Origin of the sequence: Pasteurella bettyae CCUG 2042 (assembly GCF_000262245.1) — a bacterium.
In the GTDB taxonomy this organism is placed as follows: domain Bacteria; phylum Pseudomonadota; class Gammaproteobacteria; order Enterobacterales; family Pasteurellaceae; genus Basfia; species Basfia bettyae.
This window is the reverse complement of sequence record NZ_AJSX01000033.1, coordinates 85,048-104,401: the sequence shown is the minus strand read 5'-3', so window position 1 is coordinate 104,401 and position 19,354 is coordinate 85,048. Positions and strand designations below refer to the sequence as shown.

The 19,354-nt window shown below is 36.1% G+C and carries 18 protein-coding genes and 1 pseudogene; 10 read left to right on the top strand and 9 right to left on the bottom strand.

Annotated elements, in window-relative coordinates; translation table 11 throughout:
- Nucleotides 1-85: 85 nt before the first annotated feature.
- Nucleotides 86-901, bottom strand: a complete 816-nt coding sequence (locus HMPREF1052_RS06560; protein WP_005760722.1) for a Cof-type HAD-IIB family hydrolase — start codon at nucleotides 899-901, stop codon at nucleotides 86-88.
- Between the two features lie 131 nt (nucleotides 902-1,032).
- Here HMPREF1052_RS06560 and HMPREF1052_RS06555 point away from each other — a divergent pair, with 131 nt between their 5' ends.
- Together HMPREF1052_RS06555 and nfuA are read left to right on the top strand one after the other, a co-directional pair.
- Nucleotides 1,033-1,710 (top strand): DNA utilization protein GntX, encoded by a 678-nt coding sequence (locus tag HMPREF1052_RS06555; protein ID WP_040596389.1) that lies wholly within the window; start codon nucleotides 1,033-1,035, stop codon nucleotides 1,708-1,710.
- A gap of 92 nt (nucleotides 1,711-1,802) precedes the next feature.
- Nucleotides 1,803-2,387, top strand: a complete 585-nt coding sequence (nfuA, locus tag HMPREF1052_RS06550; RefSeq protein WP_005760893.1) for a Fe-S biogenesis protein NfuA — start codon at nucleotides 1,803-1,805, stop codon at nucleotides 2,385-2,387.
- On the opposite strand, the gene HMPREF1052_RS06545 is transcribed toward nfuA, so the two are convergent.
- The 7 genes from HMPREF1052_RS06545 to HMPREF1052_RS06515 all read right to left on the bottom strand — a co-directional run bounded on the left by HMPREF1052_RS06545 (nucleotide 2,384) and on the right by HMPREF1052_RS06515 (nucleotide 6,664).
- Nucleotides 2,384-2,818 carry a SoxR reducing system RseC family protein gene (locus tag HMPREF1052_RS06545; RefSeq protein WP_005760770.1) on the bottom strand — a complete coding sequence of 145 codons (435 nt, stop codon included), beginning with the start codon at nucleotides 2,816-2,818 and terminating at the stop codon, nucleotides 2,384-2,386. The two genes, nfuA and HMPREF1052_RS06545, sit on opposite strands and share 4 nt — an antisense overlap.
- 7 nt (nucleotides 2,819-2,825) lie before the next feature.
- Entirely contained in the window at nucleotides 2,826-3,764 is a 939-nt protein-coding gene (gene rseB / locus HMPREF1052_RS06540; RefSeq protein ID WP_005760756.1) for a sigma-E factor regulatory protein RseB, read from the bottom strand.
- An 83-nt stretch (nucleotides 3,765-3,847) separates the two neighbouring features.
- Nucleotides 3,848-4,405, bottom strand: coding sequence for a sigma-E factor negative regulatory protein (locus tag HMPREF1052_RS06535; RefSeq protein ID WP_005760879.1), 558 nt, complete (start codon nucleotides 4,403-4,405; stop codon nucleotides 3,848-3,850).
- A gap of 27 nt (nucleotides 4,406-4,432) precedes the next feature.
- Nucleotides 4,433-5,008 carry an RNA polymerase sigma factor RpoE gene (gene rpoE / locus HMPREF1052_RS06530; protein ID WP_005760824.1) on the bottom strand — a complete coding sequence of 192 codons (576 nt, stop codon included), beginning with the start codon at nucleotides 5,006-5,008 and terminating at the stop codon, nucleotides 4,433-4,435.
- A gap of 123 nt (nucleotides 5,009-5,131) precedes the next feature.
- A complete protein-coding gene (locus tag HMPREF1052_RS06525; RefSeq protein WP_040596409.1) occupies nucleotides 5,132-5,392 on the bottom strand; it encodes an FAD assembly factor SdhE in 261 nt (86 codons plus the stop codon).
- Between the two features lie 72 nt (nucleotides 5,393-5,464).
- A complete protein-coding gene (gene crcB / locus HMPREF1052_RS06520; RefSeq protein WP_005760788.1) occupies nucleotides 5,465-5,845 on the bottom strand; it encodes a fluoride efflux transporter CrcB in 381 nt (126 codons plus the stop codon).
- Nucleotides 5,846-6,664: a Cof-type HAD-IIB family hydrolase gene (locus HMPREF1052_RS06515; protein WP_005760913.1), complete on the bottom strand. Its 819-nt coding sequence runs from the start codon at nucleotides 6,662-6,664 to the stop codon at nucleotides 5,846-5,848.
- Nucleotides 6,665-6,915: 251 nt separating this feature from the next.
- Between HMPREF1052_RS06515 and ilvG the strand changes: the two are divergent.
- The 7 genes and pseudogenes from ilvG to HMPREF1052_RS06480 all read left to right on the top strand — a co-directional run bounded on the left by ilvG (nucleotide 6,916) and on the right by HMPREF1052_RS06480 (nucleotide 16,430).
- A pseudogene (ilvG, locus tag HMPREF1052_RS06510) lies at nucleotides 6,916-8,575 on the top strand (acetolactate synthase 2 catalytic subunit).
- Between the two features lie 35 nt (nucleotides 8,576-8,610).
- Nucleotides 8,611-8,916, top strand: coding sequence for an acetolactate synthase 2 small subunit (ilvM, locus tag HMPREF1052_RS06505; RefSeq protein ID WP_370446586.1), 306 nt, complete (start codon nucleotides 8,611-8,613; stop codon nucleotides 8,914-8,916).
- 55 nt (nucleotides 8,917-8,971) lie between these two features.
- Nucleotides 8,972-10,819 carry a dihydroxy-acid dehydratase gene (ilvD, locus tag HMPREF1052_RS06500; RefSeq protein ID WP_005760811.1) on the top strand — a complete coding sequence of 616 codons (1,848 nt, stop codon included), beginning with the start codon at nucleotides 8,972-8,974 and terminating at the stop codon, nucleotides 10,817-10,819.
- A 72-nt stretch (nucleotides 10,820-10,891) separates the two neighbouring features.
- Entirely contained in the window at nucleotides 10,892-12,439 is a 1,548-nt protein-coding gene (gene ilvA, locus HMPREF1052_RS06495) for a threonine ammonia-lyase, biosynthetic (RefSeq protein WP_005760908.1), read from the top strand.
- 373 nt (nucleotides 12,440-12,812) lie between these two features.
- On the top strand, nucleotides 12,813-14,354 hold the full coding sequence (locus tag HMPREF1052_RS06490) for a YjjI family glycine radical enzyme (protein WP_005760747.1): 1,542 nt from the start codon (nucleotides 12,813-12,815) through the stop codon (nucleotides 14,352-14,354).
- Nucleotides 14,355-14,365: 11 nt separating this feature from the next.
- Nucleotides 14,366-15,154 (top strand): 4Fe-4S cluster-binding domain-containing protein, encoded by a 789-nt coding sequence (locus tag HMPREF1052_RS06485; protein WP_005760853.1) that lies wholly within the window; start codon nucleotides 14,366-14,368, stop codon nucleotides 15,152-15,154.
- A gap of 19 nt (nucleotides 15,155-15,173) precedes the next feature.
- Nucleotides 15,174-16,430 (top strand): NupC/NupG family nucleoside CNT transporter, encoded by a 1,257-nt coding sequence (locus tag HMPREF1052_RS06480; RefSeq protein ID WP_005760733.1) that lies wholly within the window; start codon nucleotides 15,174-15,176, stop codon nucleotides 16,428-16,430.
- Nucleotides 16,431-16,551: 121 nt separating this feature from the next.
- On the opposite strand, the gene HMPREF1052_RS06475 is transcribed toward HMPREF1052_RS06480, so the two are convergent.
- Nucleotides 16,552-17,604: an ABC transporter substrate-binding protein gene (locus HMPREF1052_RS06475; RefSeq protein WP_005760936.1), complete on the bottom strand. Its 1,053-nt coding sequence runs from the start codon at nucleotides 17,602-17,604 to the stop codon at nucleotides 16,552-16,554.
- Between the two features lie 221 nt (nucleotides 17,605-17,825).
- Here HMPREF1052_RS06475 and HMPREF1052_RS06470 point away from each other — a divergent pair, with 221 nt between their 5' ends.
- On the top strand, nucleotides 17,826-19,121 hold the full coding sequence (locus tag HMPREF1052_RS06470; protein ID WP_005760933.1) for an NAD(P)/FAD-dependent oxidoreductase: 1,296 nt from the start codon (nucleotides 17,826-17,828) through the stop codon (nucleotides 19,119-19,121).
- Nucleotides 19,122-19,354 lie beyond the last annotated feature (233 nt).

Genomic DNA, 19,354 nt, shown 5'->3' with positions numbered 1-19,354 from the left:
GAATTTTATTAATGATAAAGTGCGGTGATATTGACAAAAATTTAGAAAAATGGATATGAGATCGTCTCATATCCAATTAAAGTGATTATTCAGAAATAAGATTAGATTTTATCAGAAAGTTATAAATTCCATCATTTTCAATGCGATCTGTGACATAATTAGCCACTTTTTTCAGATCTTCGTGTGCATTGCCCATAGCCACACCAACGCCAACTGTACTCAGCATTTCGAGATCATTTAAGCCATCACCAAATGCCATGACATTTTCCATTTGAAAGCCTAATTTTTTAATCGCAGCTGCAATACCACGAGCTTTTGAGCCTTCGGCATCAAAGAGATCTACGGAGTCTTTATCCCAACGAACTACACGTAAGCCATCTAAAATGCCAGCGTTGGTCACTAATTCATCTTGGCTTTCATCATAGAAAGGTAATAATTGAAAGACTTCATGATGTTTAAAGTAATCTTTATCCACAATGTAATCAGTTAAAATGGGATCAAGTGCAGATTGCTGTTTAGGATTAATCTCTGATACGGCGACATCATCGTCAGATACAAAGGCATAACTGATATTATGTGCATCAAAAAAATCTACTAATTTTTGCACTTTAGCTGTTGGAATCGGGTGTTTTTCTATTGTTTGATCTTTAAAAACAGCCAATTGCCCATTCATAGTGACAAATAATTCAATAGGTTCTTCAGCAATTAACTGTTTGATTTTGGTGGGTAAACTACAACGTGAACGTCCCGTTGCGATAGCAGGAATAATGCCATTTTGTTTGAGTTTGCGAATAGCGGGAAGCACTGTATCAGGCAAAATATCCTCAAATTTCATAATCAATGTTTCATCAATATCAAAAAATACAATTTTAATTTGGTCACGCAAATTTGCTATTGTCATTATTTATCCTTTTTAATTAAAAATTTTTTTAGATTCTAACATCATTGTGATAGAGATCGAAAAAATTGTACATAAATTATGATGTTGCTCTCATTTTCACTATGCTTTAAAAATTTCTTTTGGGAGTTTATATGAATTGGTTTGGATTTCGTTGTATTGCCTGTCATCGTTCCTTAGCCATTCCCTCGCATGGGATATGCAGTTATTGCCATCGTGAAATTAAACGTTTTAATTATTGTGGATGCTGTGGAGCACAATTGCCGATTAATACATTACATTGTGGGAATTGTTTAAGAAATATGCCGAGTTGGCATAGAATGGTCATTATTGGTAGTTATCAGCCACCATTATCAATACTTATTCATCAATTTAAATTTCAAAATTCTTTTCATTTTGACCGCACTTTAGCTCGCTTGTTATTTTTAGCAATCAGGGAAGCAAGATGTTCTCATGCTCTTCCCATGCCAGAAGTTATTTTACCCGTTCCATTACATCATTTACGACAATGGCAACGTGGCTATAATCAAGCAGATCTATTGGCACAGCAACTCGCTAAATGGTTATCCATTCCCTGTGATAATCGGTTACTTAAACGCATTAAACATACTCACACACAACGTGGTTTAACGGCTATAGCACGGCGAAAAAATTTACTTAATGCATTTTGTATCAATAAAGTTTGCCACTATAAATCAGTGGCATTAGTTGATGATGTTATTACTACTGGTGCAACACTAAATGAAATTGCAAAATTATTAAAGAGATATGGTGTTGAGCATATTCAAGTATGGGGATTAGCACGCGTATAAAAATTTGCATAAAAATGGATCTAAGCGTATTATTTCCGACTATGTTAGTCAGTTATAATGACTCGTGAGTGATTAATTTTGGGAATAATTTTATGCAACAAATTCAAATTACAGATGCGGCACAAGCACATTTTCGTAAATTATTAGATCAGCAAGAAGAAGGAACTAATATCCGTATTTTTGTGGTTAATCCTGGGACACCTAATGCGGAATGTGGGGTTTCGTATTGTCCAGCTAATGCAGTTGAAGAAACTGATACTGAAATGAAATATTCTACTTTTTCTGCTTTTGTAGATGAAGTGAGTTTACCTTTTTTAGAAGATGCGGAAATTGATTACGTAACGGAAGAATTAGGCACTCAATTAACTTTAAAAGCACCTAACGCTAAAATGCGTAAAGTGGCTGATGATGCACCGTTAATTGAACGTGTTGATTATGTCATTCAAACACAAATTAATCCACAATTAGCTAGCCATGGTGGACGAATTACTTTAATTGAGATTACTGAACAAGGTGAGGCAATTTTACAATTTGGTGGTGGTTGTAATGGCTGTTCTATGGTGGATGTTACCTTGAAAGATGGTGTAGAAAAACAATTAATTAGTATGTTCCCTGGTGAATTGACTGCTGCGAAAGACGTGACCGAACACCAACGTGGTGAGCATTCTTATTACTAATTTATAACTCTCAGTAAAATCGGCTTAAATGCCGATTTTTTATTGATTTTTTTTGAATAGACGCTGACTGCAAAGAATGAAAGTGCGGTTAAAATAAAAATAAATAATGCACTTATCCATTCTTGGGTAAATAGTTGTTCGGCAATGAATGTGCTAAACAATAAAGTGATAAGCGGAACAACATAAACGAGTAACGCTGAAAAAATGAGTGAGCGTTCTTCTAAGCCTATTTCTACCTGTTGACCCACTTGTAATGGGGTAATGGTTTCTACGGTCAGAATGTGTTCTGACATTTCTCCAGTAAGTTCAGAAAGTACTGAGGTTCCACAAGCCGTTTTTGCTGCACAGCTACCACAGGCACTTTTAGCCTGACATTTAACAGTGGCTTGACCTGCTTGGTAATTAATAACAACAGCACTTTCAGTTAGCATAATTTTCCTATTTTAGTTTAAGTTCTTCTACAATGCGTTTTGCTGTAGCAAGTGGAAGCTGACCAATAATCGTTATTTCTTTTGTATCAAGGTTCTCATTATAAATAGTAAAGGAACCTTGTTTCCACACCTGCTCTTTTTGTTCAGGTAAGGCATTATTAGACACATAAATTGTGAATGAGAATAAACCATCGCTATATAAACGACTTTCTATTTTGTCGTTATCAGTTTTTTCACTATTATAATTAATTACTTCAAAACCTTCTGGCAACCAACCTGTTTTCCAACTTAGTTTAGCTGTTGGTAATGGCGATTTATTCAATGATTGAGGAATCGGTAATTTGTTTAAGAAAGCGAGTAATGGTTCTACTATTTGTTCACCAATATAGTAATTTACTACTCTGAAGCGCTCTAATAAATTGCCATCCTGATCTAACATATCTGAACCTAATAATAAATCAGTCTCTTCATCAATAAAGGCAATATATTGATAGCGGAAATTATCTTTAGGCATAATTCTGATGGTTTGGACTAATTTATCTGCAACACGATTACGACCCATATTCACAAAATCATAATATTGATTAATTTTATCAAAATTCGCATTAATTAAATTAGGTAAGTTATCAATAATTTGAGTGCCTTGAATAGAGAAAGGATGATAACTAGGATGAAAATAACTGATCATTCCATCACGTTGCACAATTTCTTCTTTACCGCCTTCAAGAGTCACTAAATGAGCATAAGATTTATCTTTAACGTTAATATGGCTGTAACGATAAGTATCAATATCTGCCCCGACTTTTTGCATATAAGAAAGTTCGTAATTTAGTTTATCTTTAGCTTGTTGCATATTAATGAGCCATTGTTGAGGAGCAATGCCCTGCGCCCAAGTTGTAAATGATAAACTGGAAGCAAACAAAAGTGCGGTAAGTTTTTTAAACATATTGACAGAACCCTTTCTGAAGAGAATAAATAAATTCACCACCTTTAAGGTGGTGAATTATTTGTATCATATATGAATATGGATTATTTATGGTTTTGAACTGAGTCTGCATACACACGACGTTGTAGTTCATAACTTTGTAACATCGCACCAATGCGTTTATTTTTTTGTTCAAGTTGTTCTTGTGTCACAGCATCTTTATTTGGAGCGTTATAACTTACTTCTTGTACATTATTGCTAAATGGTAAGGTTTGTAACACAGGCGTATCGTTAGCAGTTTGAGAAGGTGCTGAATTAAAAGATTGAACCCCTAATACGGCAACTAAACAAACACCTGCTGCAACAGCGACTTGAACCATTGGAGCAAATAACGTTTTGAATTTTTGCATAAATGGTAAGTTTTCAACTTCTTCTGGTGTCGGTTGTGAAACTTTTATTTCTGCTTCTTCAGCAATCAACGATTCCATTTTCGCAGTAAAATCAGCACCTAAGAAAATATTGCTTTCTTCACGCATCACTGAACGAATAACATGATAATTAGACCAACTTTGTTGTAACTCATTATCACTGCATAATTCTATTGTGATATCCTGATCAACTTGTTCACCATCAATATATGCTGAAAGTAACTCTTTTTGCATTTTAAACTCCAACTCGTTTTTATTCATTTACCGTTGAATGAGTGGTTGAATTTTGCTTTCAAGGATTTCACGAGCTCGGAAAATACGTGAACGTACAGTTCCTACGGGGCAATCCATGATCTCAGCAATTTCTTCGTAACTTAACCCTTCCATTTCACGTAATGTTATGGCAGTTTTTAATTCTTCTTGTAAACTGTTAATTGTTTCAAAAACAACACGTTTTAACTCTGCCGATAGCATTTCATTTTCGGGACTATCAATATCCCTTAAATTACTACCTATATCATAGGTTTCTGCTTCATCAGCCAAAATATCTTCAGTTGGCGGACGACGACCTTGAGCAGTTAAGTAATTCTTTGCAGTATTTACTGCGATTCTATACAGCCATGTGTAGAAAGCACTCTCGCCACGAAACGACTCAATAGAGCGATATGCTTTAATGAATGATTCTTGTACGACATCGGGAATATCATTGCGTGACACATAACGGGTTAATAAACCTGCCACTTTATTCTGATAACGAGAAACCAATAAATTAAAGGCTTTCTTATCCCCTTGCTGCACTCTTTCTACCAAAGCCTGATCTGTTAGCTGTTCAGCCATATAACCTCTTGTTAATAACAAGCTCTAATATCAAGACAGCAAGCTTAAGTATTAGGTTAGAGCTTGTGAAAATAGAAAAGTTCACAGAAATCTAAAAAAAGCTAAATATTCTTTAGCTATAAGTTAGTTTTCGATGACAACTCCTTGTTTTTCAAGGATTAAATTAATCATGTTTTGTAATTCTGAATCTGTTGCTTGAGCACGTTTAAACAGCCAAGAAAATAGTTGTAAATCAGTACAACCAAGCAAGCGAACAAATGTTGCTTTTTGTTGTGCTGTTAACTGTTCAAATTGTTCTAGATAAAATGGCATAATAATTTTATCGAGTTCAAGCATTCCTCGACGACAATCCCATTCTAATCTTAATTTATCGTATTCAGCCATATTTTTCTCATCAAATAAAAATCGCAGCATTATAGCCTTAAATGAGTTTAAAACACTAGCATTTGACTAGTTTTAGTTTAACCAACGGACAATTAATATCCCAATACTTGTACAAATTAAACAACCTAAAAGATGTGATGATATTACTGCTAGTCCGATTAACCATTTGTGTTGAAAGAAGTTTTCAATGACTTCAGAGGAAAAAGAAGAAAAAGTGGTTAGGCTACCTAGAAAGCCAGTAATGATAAAAAGCCGCCACTCTTGGCTAAATTGTGGATATTGCCAAATAGTTGCAATCAGTAAGCCGATAATAAAACAGCCAAGATAATTAGCTATCAAGGTTCCGAAAGCAAAATCTACAAATAGTGGATTGAGTAGTAAACCGATTATCCAACGTAAAGATGCACCTAATGCAGCACCTGAACTAATTAGTAATAAGGATTGCCAAATCATTTAAGAAATCCCAAAGATTGCACGGATATAGCTTGCTACCGATTCATTACTATTTGAACCGATGCGTTCATGATCGGGTAACTCACCGAATAATCGTGGATCGGCATTTTGCATAATACAGCCTTTGCCCACTTCACTGAGCATTTCCATATCATTCATACCGTCGCCAAAAGCGATACAATCAGCTAGTTGATAATCACGTTGTTCAATTAAATGTGAAAGTGTGGTAGCTTTTGAGACATTTTTATTCATCACTTCTAAGCAAGTTGGTGTGGAATATACAATAGAAGTGAATTGACCAAAACGTATTTTCAATTCTTGCTCTAATTCAGCCAAATCTTCAGCATTTTTCCCAATAAAGAAAACTTTTTCTGTATCCTGTCCGTGGTGTTTGCTGAAATCCACAATTTCATACATAAAACCCGAGGCTTGATGATATTTATGTAACATTGGAACATCTTTATTAATAAACCAATTATTATTTTGATAGCTATTTAAACATATACGTGAAGTATCAAATTTTGTTTGCATTACTTCAAATGCTATGTCCTCTGGTAAAAAATTACTGTAGAGGCGGTTTCCTTGTAAATCATGGATTTGAGCACCGTTAGAGGTAATCATTGCCGCATTTTTAATTTTCATTCGGCTAAGAGTTGAAGCCACATCTGTGTAACCTCGTCCAGTGGCCATTACAATATCTATGCCTTTCTTAGCCACTTTTTCAAGGGTATCTACAGTAAAATCGCCGACAATATGATTTGTATTAAGTAAAGTACCATCCATATCAGACACAATGGCACGAAATGGAAATTGTTGCATAATCCTAGCCTAAATTAATAATATTTTTTCTATCATAACAGAATAATGGTATTGAGTTTACTGTTATCTATTGAAATAAATCAGAATGAAATTATGCAAAAAACCTAACGATAATAAAATTTTCTAAAAAACGACCGCACTTTGATTAATAAAAGCACAACTAAATACTAGATTAAAGGTTAAATCTCGTTATAATGAAAAATCACACAACATAAAAAATACAACAATTAAAAAATAAAATAGGAAGTAAAATGAATGGAGCAAATCTTGTAATTGAGTGTTTGAAAAAACATGGTGTTGATACTGTATTTGGTTATCCTGGTGGGGGCAATTATGCCGATCTATGATGCACTTTATGATGGCGGTATTAATCATTTATTATGTCGTAATGAGCAAGGCGCATCTATGGCAGCCATTGGTTATGCACGAGCTTCTGGTAAAACGGGCGTTTGTATTGCAACTTCTGGTCCTGGAGCCACTAATTTAATCACTGGATTAGGCGATGCGTTAATGGACTCAGTTCCTGTCGTTGCTATTACTGGCCAGGTTGCTAGTGCATTAATTGGCACTGATGCCTTTCAAGAAGCTGATGTATTAGGGCTTTCATTGGCTTGTACGAAACATAGTTTCATTGTACAAAATGTTGAAGAATTGCCTAAAATTATTGCAAAGGCATTTAAAATTGCCCAAAGTGGCCGTCCTGACCCTGTACTTATCGATATTCCTAAAGATGTGCAATTTGCGGAATCTTTAGCCCTTCCCGTTGTTTATGCTGTGGATAAACCCGTAGTACTTTCAAAACAAGATCTAGAAAGTGCGGTAGTTTTATTAAAAAATGCTAAACGTCCCGTGGCTTATATTGGTGGTGGCGTAGGTATGGCGAAAGCTGTTCCCGCATTGCGTGAATTTTTAAATATAACAAAAATGCCAAGTGTTTCAACTTTGAAAGGCTTGGGGGCAGTGCCTGCAGATAATCCCTATTATTTAGGGATGATAGGTATGCATGGTACCAAAGCTGCTAATTATGCCACTCAAGAAGCAGACTTGTTAGTGGTACTCGGTGCTCGTTTTGATGATCGAGTAACAGGTAAATTATCTACTTTTGCAACAAATGCAAAAGTGATTCACGTGGATATTGACGCAGCAGAAATTAATAAATTACGTACTGCAACTGTTGCATTAAGAGGTGATTTGAATCAAGCCTTGAAAGCATTCAGCTTTACTCTAGATATTGCACCTTGGTGTAAAGATGTAGAACGATTAAAACAAGATTTTGGTTTTCAGTATGGTGAGAATGACGGTGATCAAGATATTAATCCCTTATTCTTACTTCATCGTGTATCCCGTTTAAAAGATGAGAATGCGGTTGTCGTTACTGATGTGGGACAACATCAAATGTGGACAGCCCAACATATGCAATTTACAAATCCTGAGAATTTTATTACTTCTGCTGGCTTCGGCACTATGGGATTTGGTTTGCCAGCTGCGATAGGCGCTCAAAAATCACGTTTACAGGATCAAGTGATTCTGGTTTCTGGTGATGGCTCTATTATGATGAATGTGCAGGAATTAGGAACAATTAAACGTGCACAAACCCCAGTAAAAATTCTATTAATGGATAATCAACGTCTGGGTATGGTTCGGCAATGGCAATCTTTATTCTTCCATGGTCGTCATAGCTCAACAATTTTAGATGATAATCCTGATTTTGTGACGTTAGCCTCTGCCTTTGGTATTAAAGCCGAACGGATTGAAAAAGCGAGCGAAGTGAATGGGGCAATTGATCGTCTATTAGCAAGCAAAGAAGCCTATTTATTACATGTTTGCATCCATGAAGATGAAAATGAAAATGTATGGCCTTTAGTTCCACCAGGTGCTTGTAATGCTGAAATGATCGAAGAAATGATTTAACCCTATTATTTAATTAAGAATTTTCTTTTTATTTACTGAATGAAATCAAGTTGGAGAAATCTATGAAAAATGAAATGACTATTGTTGCCAATCATTCCCCTGAAACTTTAGAACGTATTCTACGCGTCGTTCGTCATCGAGGCTTTACTGTAACAAATATGAAAATGAGTTTGGAGAGCGGTAAAATCTGGTTAGATTTGAGTATTCAGAGTGATCGCGATATGTGTTTATTAGCTCATCAGTTAGCTAAATTAGAGGATGTAATTGATGTGACCGCTGATGACGAATGTGCTTTCGACGATGTTAACCATTCAGAGGTTAGCTATAAAGACGTTGGATAAGTTTTTATTTTCCAGTTGAACTGGAATTACCTAACAAATTTACTTGGAGATTTTTATGCCTAAATTACGTTCAGCGACCAGTACACAAGGTCGTAATATGGCAGGTGCACGAGCTTTATGGCGTGCAACAGGAATGAAAGAAAAAGATTTTGGTAAACCTATTATTGCGGTGGTTAACTCATTTACTCAATTTGTACCTGGTCATGTACATTTGAAAGATATCGGGCAATTGGTGGCTCGAGAAATTGAAAAAGCAGGTGGTGTAGCGAAAGAGTTTAATACGATTGCCGTGGATGATGGTATTGCTATGGGGCATGGAGGTATGCTTTATTCATTGCCTAGTCGAGATTTAATTGCTGATAGTGTGGAATATATGGTAAATGCACATTGTGCTGATGCTATGGTATGTATTTCTAATTGTGACAAAATCACTCCAGGTATGTTGATGGCTGCAATGCGTTTAAATATTCCGACTATCTTTGTCTCTGGTGGACCAATGGAAGCGGGTAAAACTAAGCTTTCAGATAAATTAGTGAAATTAGATTTAATTGATGCAATGATTCAAAGTGCTGATGCGAATGTATCAGATGCTGATGTTGATGCTATTGAAAAATCAGCTTGCCCGACTTGTGGTGCTTGTTCAGGTATGTTTACTGCAAACTCAATGAACTGTTTAACAGAAGCACTAGGTTTAAGCTTACCTGGTAATGGCTCAATGCTTGCTACTCATGCAGACCGTAAAGAATTATTCTTAAGAGCAGGTCGTGAAATTGTAGATATTTGTCGTCGTCATTATGAACAAGATGATTACAGCTTATTGCCTCGTTCAATTGCGACTTTTGAAGCTTTTGAAAATGCTATGAGTTTGGATATTGCTATGGGCGGCTCAAGTAATACCGTTCTTCATTTGTTAGCGGTGGCCCAAGAGGCAGGTGTAGATTTCAAAATGGCGGATATTGACCGTTTATCTCGTGTAGTGCCTTGCTTAAGTAAAATTGCACCAAACACTAACAAATATCATATGGAAGATGTTCATCGTGCTGGTGGTATTATGGGTATTGTGGGTGAATTAGATCGCGCGGGATTAATCCATAATCAAGTAAAAACTATTCTCGGGTTAACGATGGAAGAACAGTTAAATCAATATGATATTATGCGTAATAAAGATGCTGATTTACATAAATTCTTCCGTGCGGGTCCCGCAGGTATTCGTACCACAGAAGCTTTCTCACAAGATTGTCGTTGGGATACAGTGGATGATGATCGCCAGTCTGGTTGTATTCGTGATCGTGCACATGCAGTCACTGAAGAAGGTGGCTTAGCTGTATTATTCGGTAATATCGCAAAAGATGGTTGTATTGTTAAAACTGCGGGTGTGGATGAATCAATTTGGAAATTTACAGGTAAGGCTATTGTATTTGAAAGCCAAGAGGATGCTGTTGCCGGTATTTTAGGTGGTAAAGTGAAGGAAGGACATGTAGTGGTTATTCGTTACGAAGGCCCTAAAGGTGGTCCAGGTATGCAAGAAATGTTATATCCAACTAGCTACTTAAAATCCATGGGTTTAGGTAAAAAATGTGCCCTATTAACAGATGGTCGTTTCTCTGGCGGGACATCAGGATTATCAATTGGACACGCTTCTCCAGAGTCCGCTTCTGGTGGTGCGATTGGTTTAGTCAATGATGGCGATATTATTCAAATAGATATTCCAAATCGTTCAATTAACTTAGCAATTTCAGAGGAAGAAATGGTAGCACGCTACGCAGCAATGAAAGCTCGTGGTGATAAAGCATGGCAACCATTAAATCGTAATCGTGAAGTTTCATTCGCCTTAAAAGTATTTGGGCATTTTGCCACTTCTGCGGATAAAGGTGCGGTACGAGATAAAACAATGTTGAAATAATCAACAATAAAGGCAGACCATGATGTCTGCCTTTATTATCGGAAATTTATGAATTTTAAAGGCTAAATTGAAATGAAAAATTTATTAAATAATCCTCAACCTAGTAATAGTGAATATGTGAATGCTATTGTTAAACTTGGCTCAAAAGTTTATGAAGCAGCAGTAGTTACGCCGTTGCAAAAAATGGAAAAATTATCTGCACGCCTAAATAATCAAATTTGGATTAAACGTGAAGATCGTCAACCAGTCAATAGTTTTAAATTACGCGGTGCTTACGCCATGATTTCAAGTTTCACAGAAGCGCAAAAACAAGCTGGTGTAATTACTGCATCAGCTGGTAATCATGCACAAGGGGTAGCGCTTTCTGCAAGTAAAATGGGGGTGAAAGCCTTAATTGTGATGCCACAAAATACCCCAAGTATTAAAGTTGATGCCGTACGTGGTTTTGGTGGCGAAGTATTATTATACGGTGCTAACTTTGATGAAGCGAAAGCTAAGGCTATTGAGCTTTCTGACACTAAAAAAATGACCTTTATTCCCCCTTTTGATCATCCTTTAGTCATTGCTGGTCAAGGTACTCTTGCCATGGAAATGCTCCAACAAAATTCAGAATTGGATTATGTATTTGTACAAGTCGGTGGTGGTGGTTTGGCTGCTGGGGTTGCCGTATTACTTAAACAGTTTTGTCCAGAAATTAAGGTCATTGGTGTAGAATCAAAAGATTCAGCTTGTTTAAAAGCTGCTTTGGAGAGAGACCAGCCAACTAATTTAACACATGTGGGCTTATTCGCAGATGGTGTCGCAGTTAAACGTATTGGTGATGAAACCTTCCGTGTCTTACAAAAAAATCTTGATGATGTGGTACTCGTGGATAACGATGAAATCTGTGCGGCGATGAAAGATGCTTTTGAAAATGTGCGTGCCGTGTCAGAGCCTTCAGGTTCACTTAGCATTGCTGGAGCGAAAAAATATCTTAAACAGCATAATATTGAAGGTAAAAATGTTGCAGTAATTCTTTCAGGTGCAAACCTAAATTTCCATACGTTGCGTTATGTATCAGAACGTTGTGAAATAGGTGAAAATCACGAAGCTTTATTAGCGGTAACTATGCCTGAAAAAGCGGGAAGTTTCCTTGCTTTTCGTAAATTATTAGGTGATCGTGCAGTAACCGAATTTAGTTATCGTTATTCAGAACAACAAAAAGATGCTTGTATGTTTGTTGGGGTTCGCACAGCCAATGAAGCGGAGAAAGTGGAATTAGTAAAAGAACTTAGCCAACAAGGTTATAACGTAGAAGATATGTCAGATGACGATATTGCAAAAACTCATGTTCGTTATATGATGGGCGGGCGTGTTTCTCAAGCGGCTAATGAACATTTATATAGTTTCGAGTTTCCTGAACAAAAAGGGGCTTTGTTGAAGTTTCTAGAAATTCTAGGAACAAGATGGAATATTTCATTATTTCATTATCGAGCTCATGGGGCTGATTATGGAAATATTCTTGCTGGCTTTCAATTATTAGAACATGATATTCATGCTTTTCAACAAGCATTAGCTGAATTAGGTTATGTTTATCAGGATGTTTCCCATAGCAAGGCTTATCGCTATTTCCTAAGTTAATTTTTTTATAATATAAAAAATGTTCTGTGCCTTAGGTCGCTATAATAGTAACAACCTGAAGCACAGATTTTTTATGCGTATTTATAGTAACTATCATCATTTTATTCCGAATAATTCCAAAATATTAATCAATTAGAACAAGCATTATACAAACATATTTGTTATCATAGCACGCTAATCTGGGAAAATAAGTAGTCATATAAACAAGCGAATTTTTGCAGATTTTGAGTTCGATTATATTTGTGAAGTGAAGTAATCGTTTGCGTTATTCGCTTGATATATAAAGACCTAAAAATGTGATCTATATCACAGTAATTAAAGAACAATTTAGATACAACTACACGACCAGAAAGCTAATTAAGGAGATTCCACTATGCAAGCTTCGTTACAAGATATTCTTGATGTGGTAAAAGCAAAAAATTTAACCTATCAACAAAAATTAATGAGTTTAGGAAATATTGCTGAACGTTTATTTAATCCAATTGAATTACTCGGCTATACAAAAGAAGAATGGGAATATATTGAAAATCAAATGATTTGTGATTTAAATGAGGGTTATGCGATTTATCGTCCTCGTTATATTCTTCCTGACTATAATGTTTATATGAAAAAAGGTTGTAAATTCCTAGATTTACCTCCTCCAACTAATTTAGATGAAGCCTTAGATGGTTTATTAATTATTTATTCACATGTTCCATCCATTACCACTTTCCCTGTTTATATTGGCCGCCTAGATGTATTGCTTGACCCCTTTATCACCGATGAAGAGCAAGATTACATCAAAATCAAACGTTTCTTAAATCATATTGATAAAACCATTGCAGATTCATTCTGCCATGCGAATGTTGGTCCTTATGATACCAAAGCGGGTCGCTTAATTTTAAAAGCCGTAATTGAGCTAGAAAATACCACACCAAATATGTCCATTCGTTATGATAAACAAAAAACTTCCCGTGAATTTGCTGAACTTGCAGCAAAAGCTTGTTTGCTAGTTTCGAAACCATCTTTTGCTAATGATGCTTACTATACTCAAGATTTAGGCGAAGAATATGGTATTGCTAGTTGCTATAATGCGTTACCAGAATGTGGCGGTGCTTATACTTTAACTCGTTTGCGTTTAGGAACCATTGGACGTGCTTGTTCAAGTTTAGATGAAATGGTCAATGAATTATTACCTAAAGTGGCAAATCTTGCTCTTTCCACCATGGATAAACGCCATAAATTCTTAGTAGAACAAAGTAATTTCTTCGAAAGTAGTTTCTTAGTGCAAGAGGGTTTTATTAAGCGTACTAACTTTACAAGTATGATTGCCATTGTTGGGCTTGCTGATGCAGTTAATCACCTTCTTAAACAAGAAGGTTTGGATGAAACCTTTGGACAAAGTAAACGTGGTGATGAAATGGCAACCTTAATTATGGATAAGTTGCAATCACTCAATGATGCTCACAAAGGACTTTATGTTGAACGCACCAATAATCAATATTTGTTACATGCTCAAGTCGGTGCTAATAATCATGAAGAAGATAAACTCAATACACCGGCTCACCGTATTCGAGTTGGTCAAGAGCCGACATTATTAGCGCATTTAAAACAATCTGCACCATTCCACAAATATTTCCCATCTGGTACAGGTGATTTATTTGCGTTTGATCAAACTTACACGGATCACTTAGATGCTGTAGTTGATATTATTGATGGTTCTTTTGCACAAGGTTATCGCTATATTACAACCTACCTAAAAAATACTGATTTGATTCGTGTAACAGGTTATCTCGTGAAGAAAAGCGAGGTAGAACGTTATCGTAAAGGCGAAGCAGTATTACGTGATACTACTTGGTATGGTGCGGGTACTGATGATTGTGCGAAAGTATTCGATCGTCAATTACGTGACGAAGAAAATGTGAATGCGAAATAATTGAGCACACAATGACCGCACTTTCGGACATTTTTGTGCCACTACATCGTATTATTCCTTTTTCCAACGTGGAAGGACAAGGAAATCGCACAAGCATTTTTCTACAAGGTTGCAAGCTGAATTGCCTTTATTGCCATAATCCAGAAACGATTCCTCGTCATACGGAGGAGGCGAAACAAGTCAGCTTACAATATTTATACGATCAAGTGATGGAGGCGGTTCCCTTTATTCGAGGTGTTACCGTTTCAGGTGGCGAGCCAACCATCCATCACAAAAAATTAGTGCCATTATTTGAAGCCCTTCATCAGCAAGGGCTAACTTGCTATCTTGATAGCAGTGGCTTTTTTGAGTATGAGGTTATTAAACCACTCATTGAGGTGACGGATAAATTCCTATTTGATTTAAAAGGAGATGGTATCGGTTTACAAAGCCTTTGTTTTGATCGCAAAAATCAGCAAGGCAAAGTGCCCACCCAAGTTATTCCAACCCTTGAGCGTATGAAACCTGAAAATTTGGCTCGCAATTTACAAAATTTATCGCAATTATTACCGCTCGGTAAAGTAGAAGAGGTGCGTTTAGTCTATCTAAACGACTTTTATGATGCGCATCATTTGATTCAAAAAGTGGCAAATTTACTCACTCGATATCCTCATGTATTACTCAAAATTATTCGAGTACATACTAAAGGGGCAAGGGATGAAGAAGGGCTGAAGCCTTTCGTGCCGACTATTGAACAGACAGATCAGTTAGCCACTTTTGCTAAACAGTGTGGAATTAGAAAAATCACTACTATTTATTAATTACTTATGGAGACCATATATGGATATATTGATCAGCGTTATCGGTATTTTCGTTCTACTTGCCCTCGGTGCATTATTATCAAATAATCGTCGAGCGATTAATTTTCGTACTGTATTCGGTGCATTAACTATCCAAATCGGATTTGCAGCACTGATTCTTTATGTACCTGCAGGACGAGATGCATTGCTTGCAACGGCTAACGGCGTAAGCAAAGTGATCAATTACGGTAATGAAGGGATTTCTTTTGTGTTTGGTAATTTAGCCGATCCAAGTAATAGCAGCATTGGCTTTGTTTTCGCCGTGAAAGTATTGCCTATTATTATTTTCTTTTCTGCATTAATTTCAATGCTTTATTATATTGGTGTGATGCAATGGGTAATCAAAATTATTGGTGGGGCTTTACAAAAAGTATTAGGAACTTCAAAAGCAGAGTCTATGTCAGCCGCTGCCAATATTTTCGTTGGTCAAACTGAAGCACCTTTAGTCGTTAAGCCTTACATTAGTCGTATGACTGCATCTGAACTTTTTGCAATCATGGTTGGTGGGACAGCTTCTATCGCAGGTTCAGTAATGGCAGGTTATGCAGGAATGGGCGTTCCTCTAACTTATCTTATTGCAGCATCTTTTATGGCAGCACCAGCGGGCTTGTTGTTTGCAAAATTAATGTATCCACAAACTGAAAAGTTGGTAAGTGAAGTAGATGATAATATTGAGTTAGAAAAACCAAACAATATTGTTGAAGCTTTAGCAAATGGCGCAAGTTCGGGCGTAACATTAGCTATTAATGTTGGAGGTATGTTAATTGCTTTTATTGCGGTTATTGCACTTCTTAATGGTTTAATTGGAGGCATTGGTAGTTGGTTCGGTTATGAAGATTTAACCCTACAAATTTTACTTGGCTATCTCTTTCAACCATTAGCGTTTGTAATTGGTGTGCCATGGCAAGATGCAGATATCGCTGGCCAAATGATTGGTATGAAATTAGCGGTAAATGAGTTTGTTGGTTACCTTGAATTTGCAAAATATTTGCAACCTGATGCCATTGTACAATTAAGTGATAAAACTAAAGCAATTATTACCTTTGCATTATGTGGTTTCTCTAACTTTAGTGCGATAGCTATTCTCATCGGTGGTATCGGTAGTATGGCACCTAATCGTCGTTCAGATATCGCTCGTCTTGGATTAAAATCAGTTATTGCAGGTACTTTAGCGAATTTAATGAGTGCAACTATTGCTGGTATCTTTATTGGTTTAAGTGGTGCTGCATTAGGTTAATATGTAATCAGAATCGATAAGATCCAAGTTTAAATAAAAAGAAAAGTGCGGTAATAATTTTTAAAATTGTTACCGCACTTTTTTGTTATGGAGAGATAAGAATAGTTTCTTTATCGAGAAGTTAATTAGTTTTTAATTGATTCCAATATTTTTCATAAATCTCTGTTGCATTGCCCACATCTGATTGAAAAACACCTTTTTCAATTTCTGTTGCAGGTGGAAAGAGTAAAGGATTATTTGCATTTTCAGCACTTAATAAAGCTTTTACACCTTCATTTGGCATTGAGAAGCCCATTCTTTCTATAATCACTTTGGCATGTTCAGGGCGTAACATAAAGTCGATAAATTTATGTGCACCCTCAATATTACGTGCATTTTTAGGAATCGAATAGTTATCCATCCAGAAAATTGCGCCTTCTTTTGGATAGATAAATTTAATATCAGGGTTTTCTTTGGCTGCCATATAAGCAGAACCATTCCAAATCATCCCTAAATCAACTTCGCCTTGAATATAAGGCAATTCTGGCGTATCTGAATTAAATGCGGCTACATTTGGTAAAATTTTAGTTAATCGTTCATAAGCCGTTTTAATTTCATCTTCACTTTGTGTGTTAGGCGATTTCCCATCTAATAATAAAGCAATGTGGAACACCTCACGTGAATCAGCAGTTAATAACACTTTACCTTTAAATTGTTCTTTCCATAAATCCCCCCAGCTGGTGATTTGTTTTGGATCAATTACCGAAGTATTTAAGGCAATACCTGTTAGACCATACACGTAAGGTAAGGAAAATTTATTTTCAGGATCAAAATCTTTATGTAATAAGTTGGTTGGGATTTGTTTAACATTTTTCAATTTACTCTGATCAATTGGAGCAAGCATATTCTCTTTTATCATTTTACTGATGTAGTAACTTGAAGGAAAAACTAAATCGTATCCTGGTTTATCAGCCATTAATTTCAGTTTTGAAAACATTTCTTCATTGCTTTCAAAAGTTGAATAGTTCACTTTAATACCAGTTTCTTGGGTAAATTCGGCAACTAAATCTGATGGAATATAGTCTGTCCAGTTATAGATATACAACTCTTCTTGAGCTGCAAAGAGGGAAGTTGAGAAAAACGTTGCTGCAGTTACAAGCCATGCTCGGATTGAACGAGTGAATTGTTTTGTCATTTAAATGCCCTTATAGTGCGGTAACCAAAATAAAAATTTTTTAATTTCTCCTACTCTCTGTTCTCTAAAACATAATAAATCGGATTTTTACCGATCTAGAGTAAAATCGCGGTGAACTATAGCATACTTTACCTGTTTATGCCCCTAATTTATGAGCTATTGATTGACATCTGATCAGAGGATAGTAAGATCGCCGCAAAATTTATGGAGAATATGACTTTATGTTGGAATTTGCACATCAAGAACACATCAAAACTTATTATTATGATTCTCGTAATCAAGACATTAAGCAGCCTGCATTAACGGATCATCAATTGGCTGATGTTTGTGTGATCGGTGCGGGGTTTGGTGGGCTTTCCGCTGCATTAGAACTCGCTGAGCGTGGTAAAACGGTTATTGTGTTAGAGGGCGCTCGAATTGGCTTTGGTGCTTCAGGTCGAAGCGGTGGGCAAGCAATTAATGGCTTTGAAGATGGTATTGATGAATATGTGAAAGAACTCGGTTTGGAGCAAACTCGCAAATTATGGGAAATGTCTTTAGAAGCTATCGATATTATCGATGAGCGAGTGGCGAAATATAATATTCAATGTGATTGGAAAAAAGGTTATGCAACCCTGGCGTTAAATAATCGCCGTATGGATGATTTGATTGCTATTGAAAAAGCCAGCCATGAAACTTTTGGCTATAGCAATATGCAACTATGGGATAAAGCTCAACTTCAGCAACATCTTGGTAGTGATATTTATGTGGGAGGGCTATATGACACCAATTCAGGTCATTTACATCCTCTCAATTATTGCTTAGGTTTGGCTAAAGCTTGTTTAGATCTTGGCGTACAAATCTATGAACAATCTCCTGTAATTGATTTAGAGATTAGCCCATCAAAAGTGGTGGTTAAAACAGATCGAGGCGTTGTTACTGCGGCTAATGTGGTTATTGCTACAAATGCTTATGTGGCTGATTTACCTTATCGTATTCAACATGGTACGGCACGAAAAATTCTTCCAGTTGAAAGTTTTATTATTGCTACTGAGCCTTTATCGCAATCCTTAGCTGACAGTGTTATTAATAATGGTATGTCAGTGTGTGATAACAATCTTTTATTAGATTATTACCGTTTAAGTGCGGATAATCGTTTATTATTTGGTAGTGACTCGAGTACTAATGTGGATATGGTACAGGTCATGAGACAAAATATGCTACATGTCTTCCCACAATTAGAAAATGTCAAAATTGATTATGGTTGGGCGGGTCCCATTGATATGACTATAAACTCAAAACCTTGTTTTGGTCGTATTTCGCCAAATGTTTTTTATGCTCATGGTTACTCTGGTCATGGCGTTGCTTTAACGGGAATTGCAGGACGTGTGATTGCAGAAGCGATAGAGGGTGATGATACACGTTTTTCTGTTTTTGAAAGCTTAAAAGTACCTTCTATTTATGGCGGACGTATAATAAAAAATCTCGCTACTAAAATTGGTGTGAAATACTACAAATTATTAGATAAATATCGCTAGTGTTGTGTGTTTTTCAACCTTAAACAGTGAATAAAAACCTTATTAGTTTGATTAATAAGGTTTTTTATTTATCAATTGATTAATAATAGCTAGATTTCTCAGCTCTTTTTCTTCTTATGATGTAAGCTCTAGTCCCATTTAATAAAATCTTATAGATAAACTGAATAAAAAAATTTTTAATTTTTTTACCGCACTTTTAAAAAGTTCCCATTGTTTTTGTGATTAAGATCACG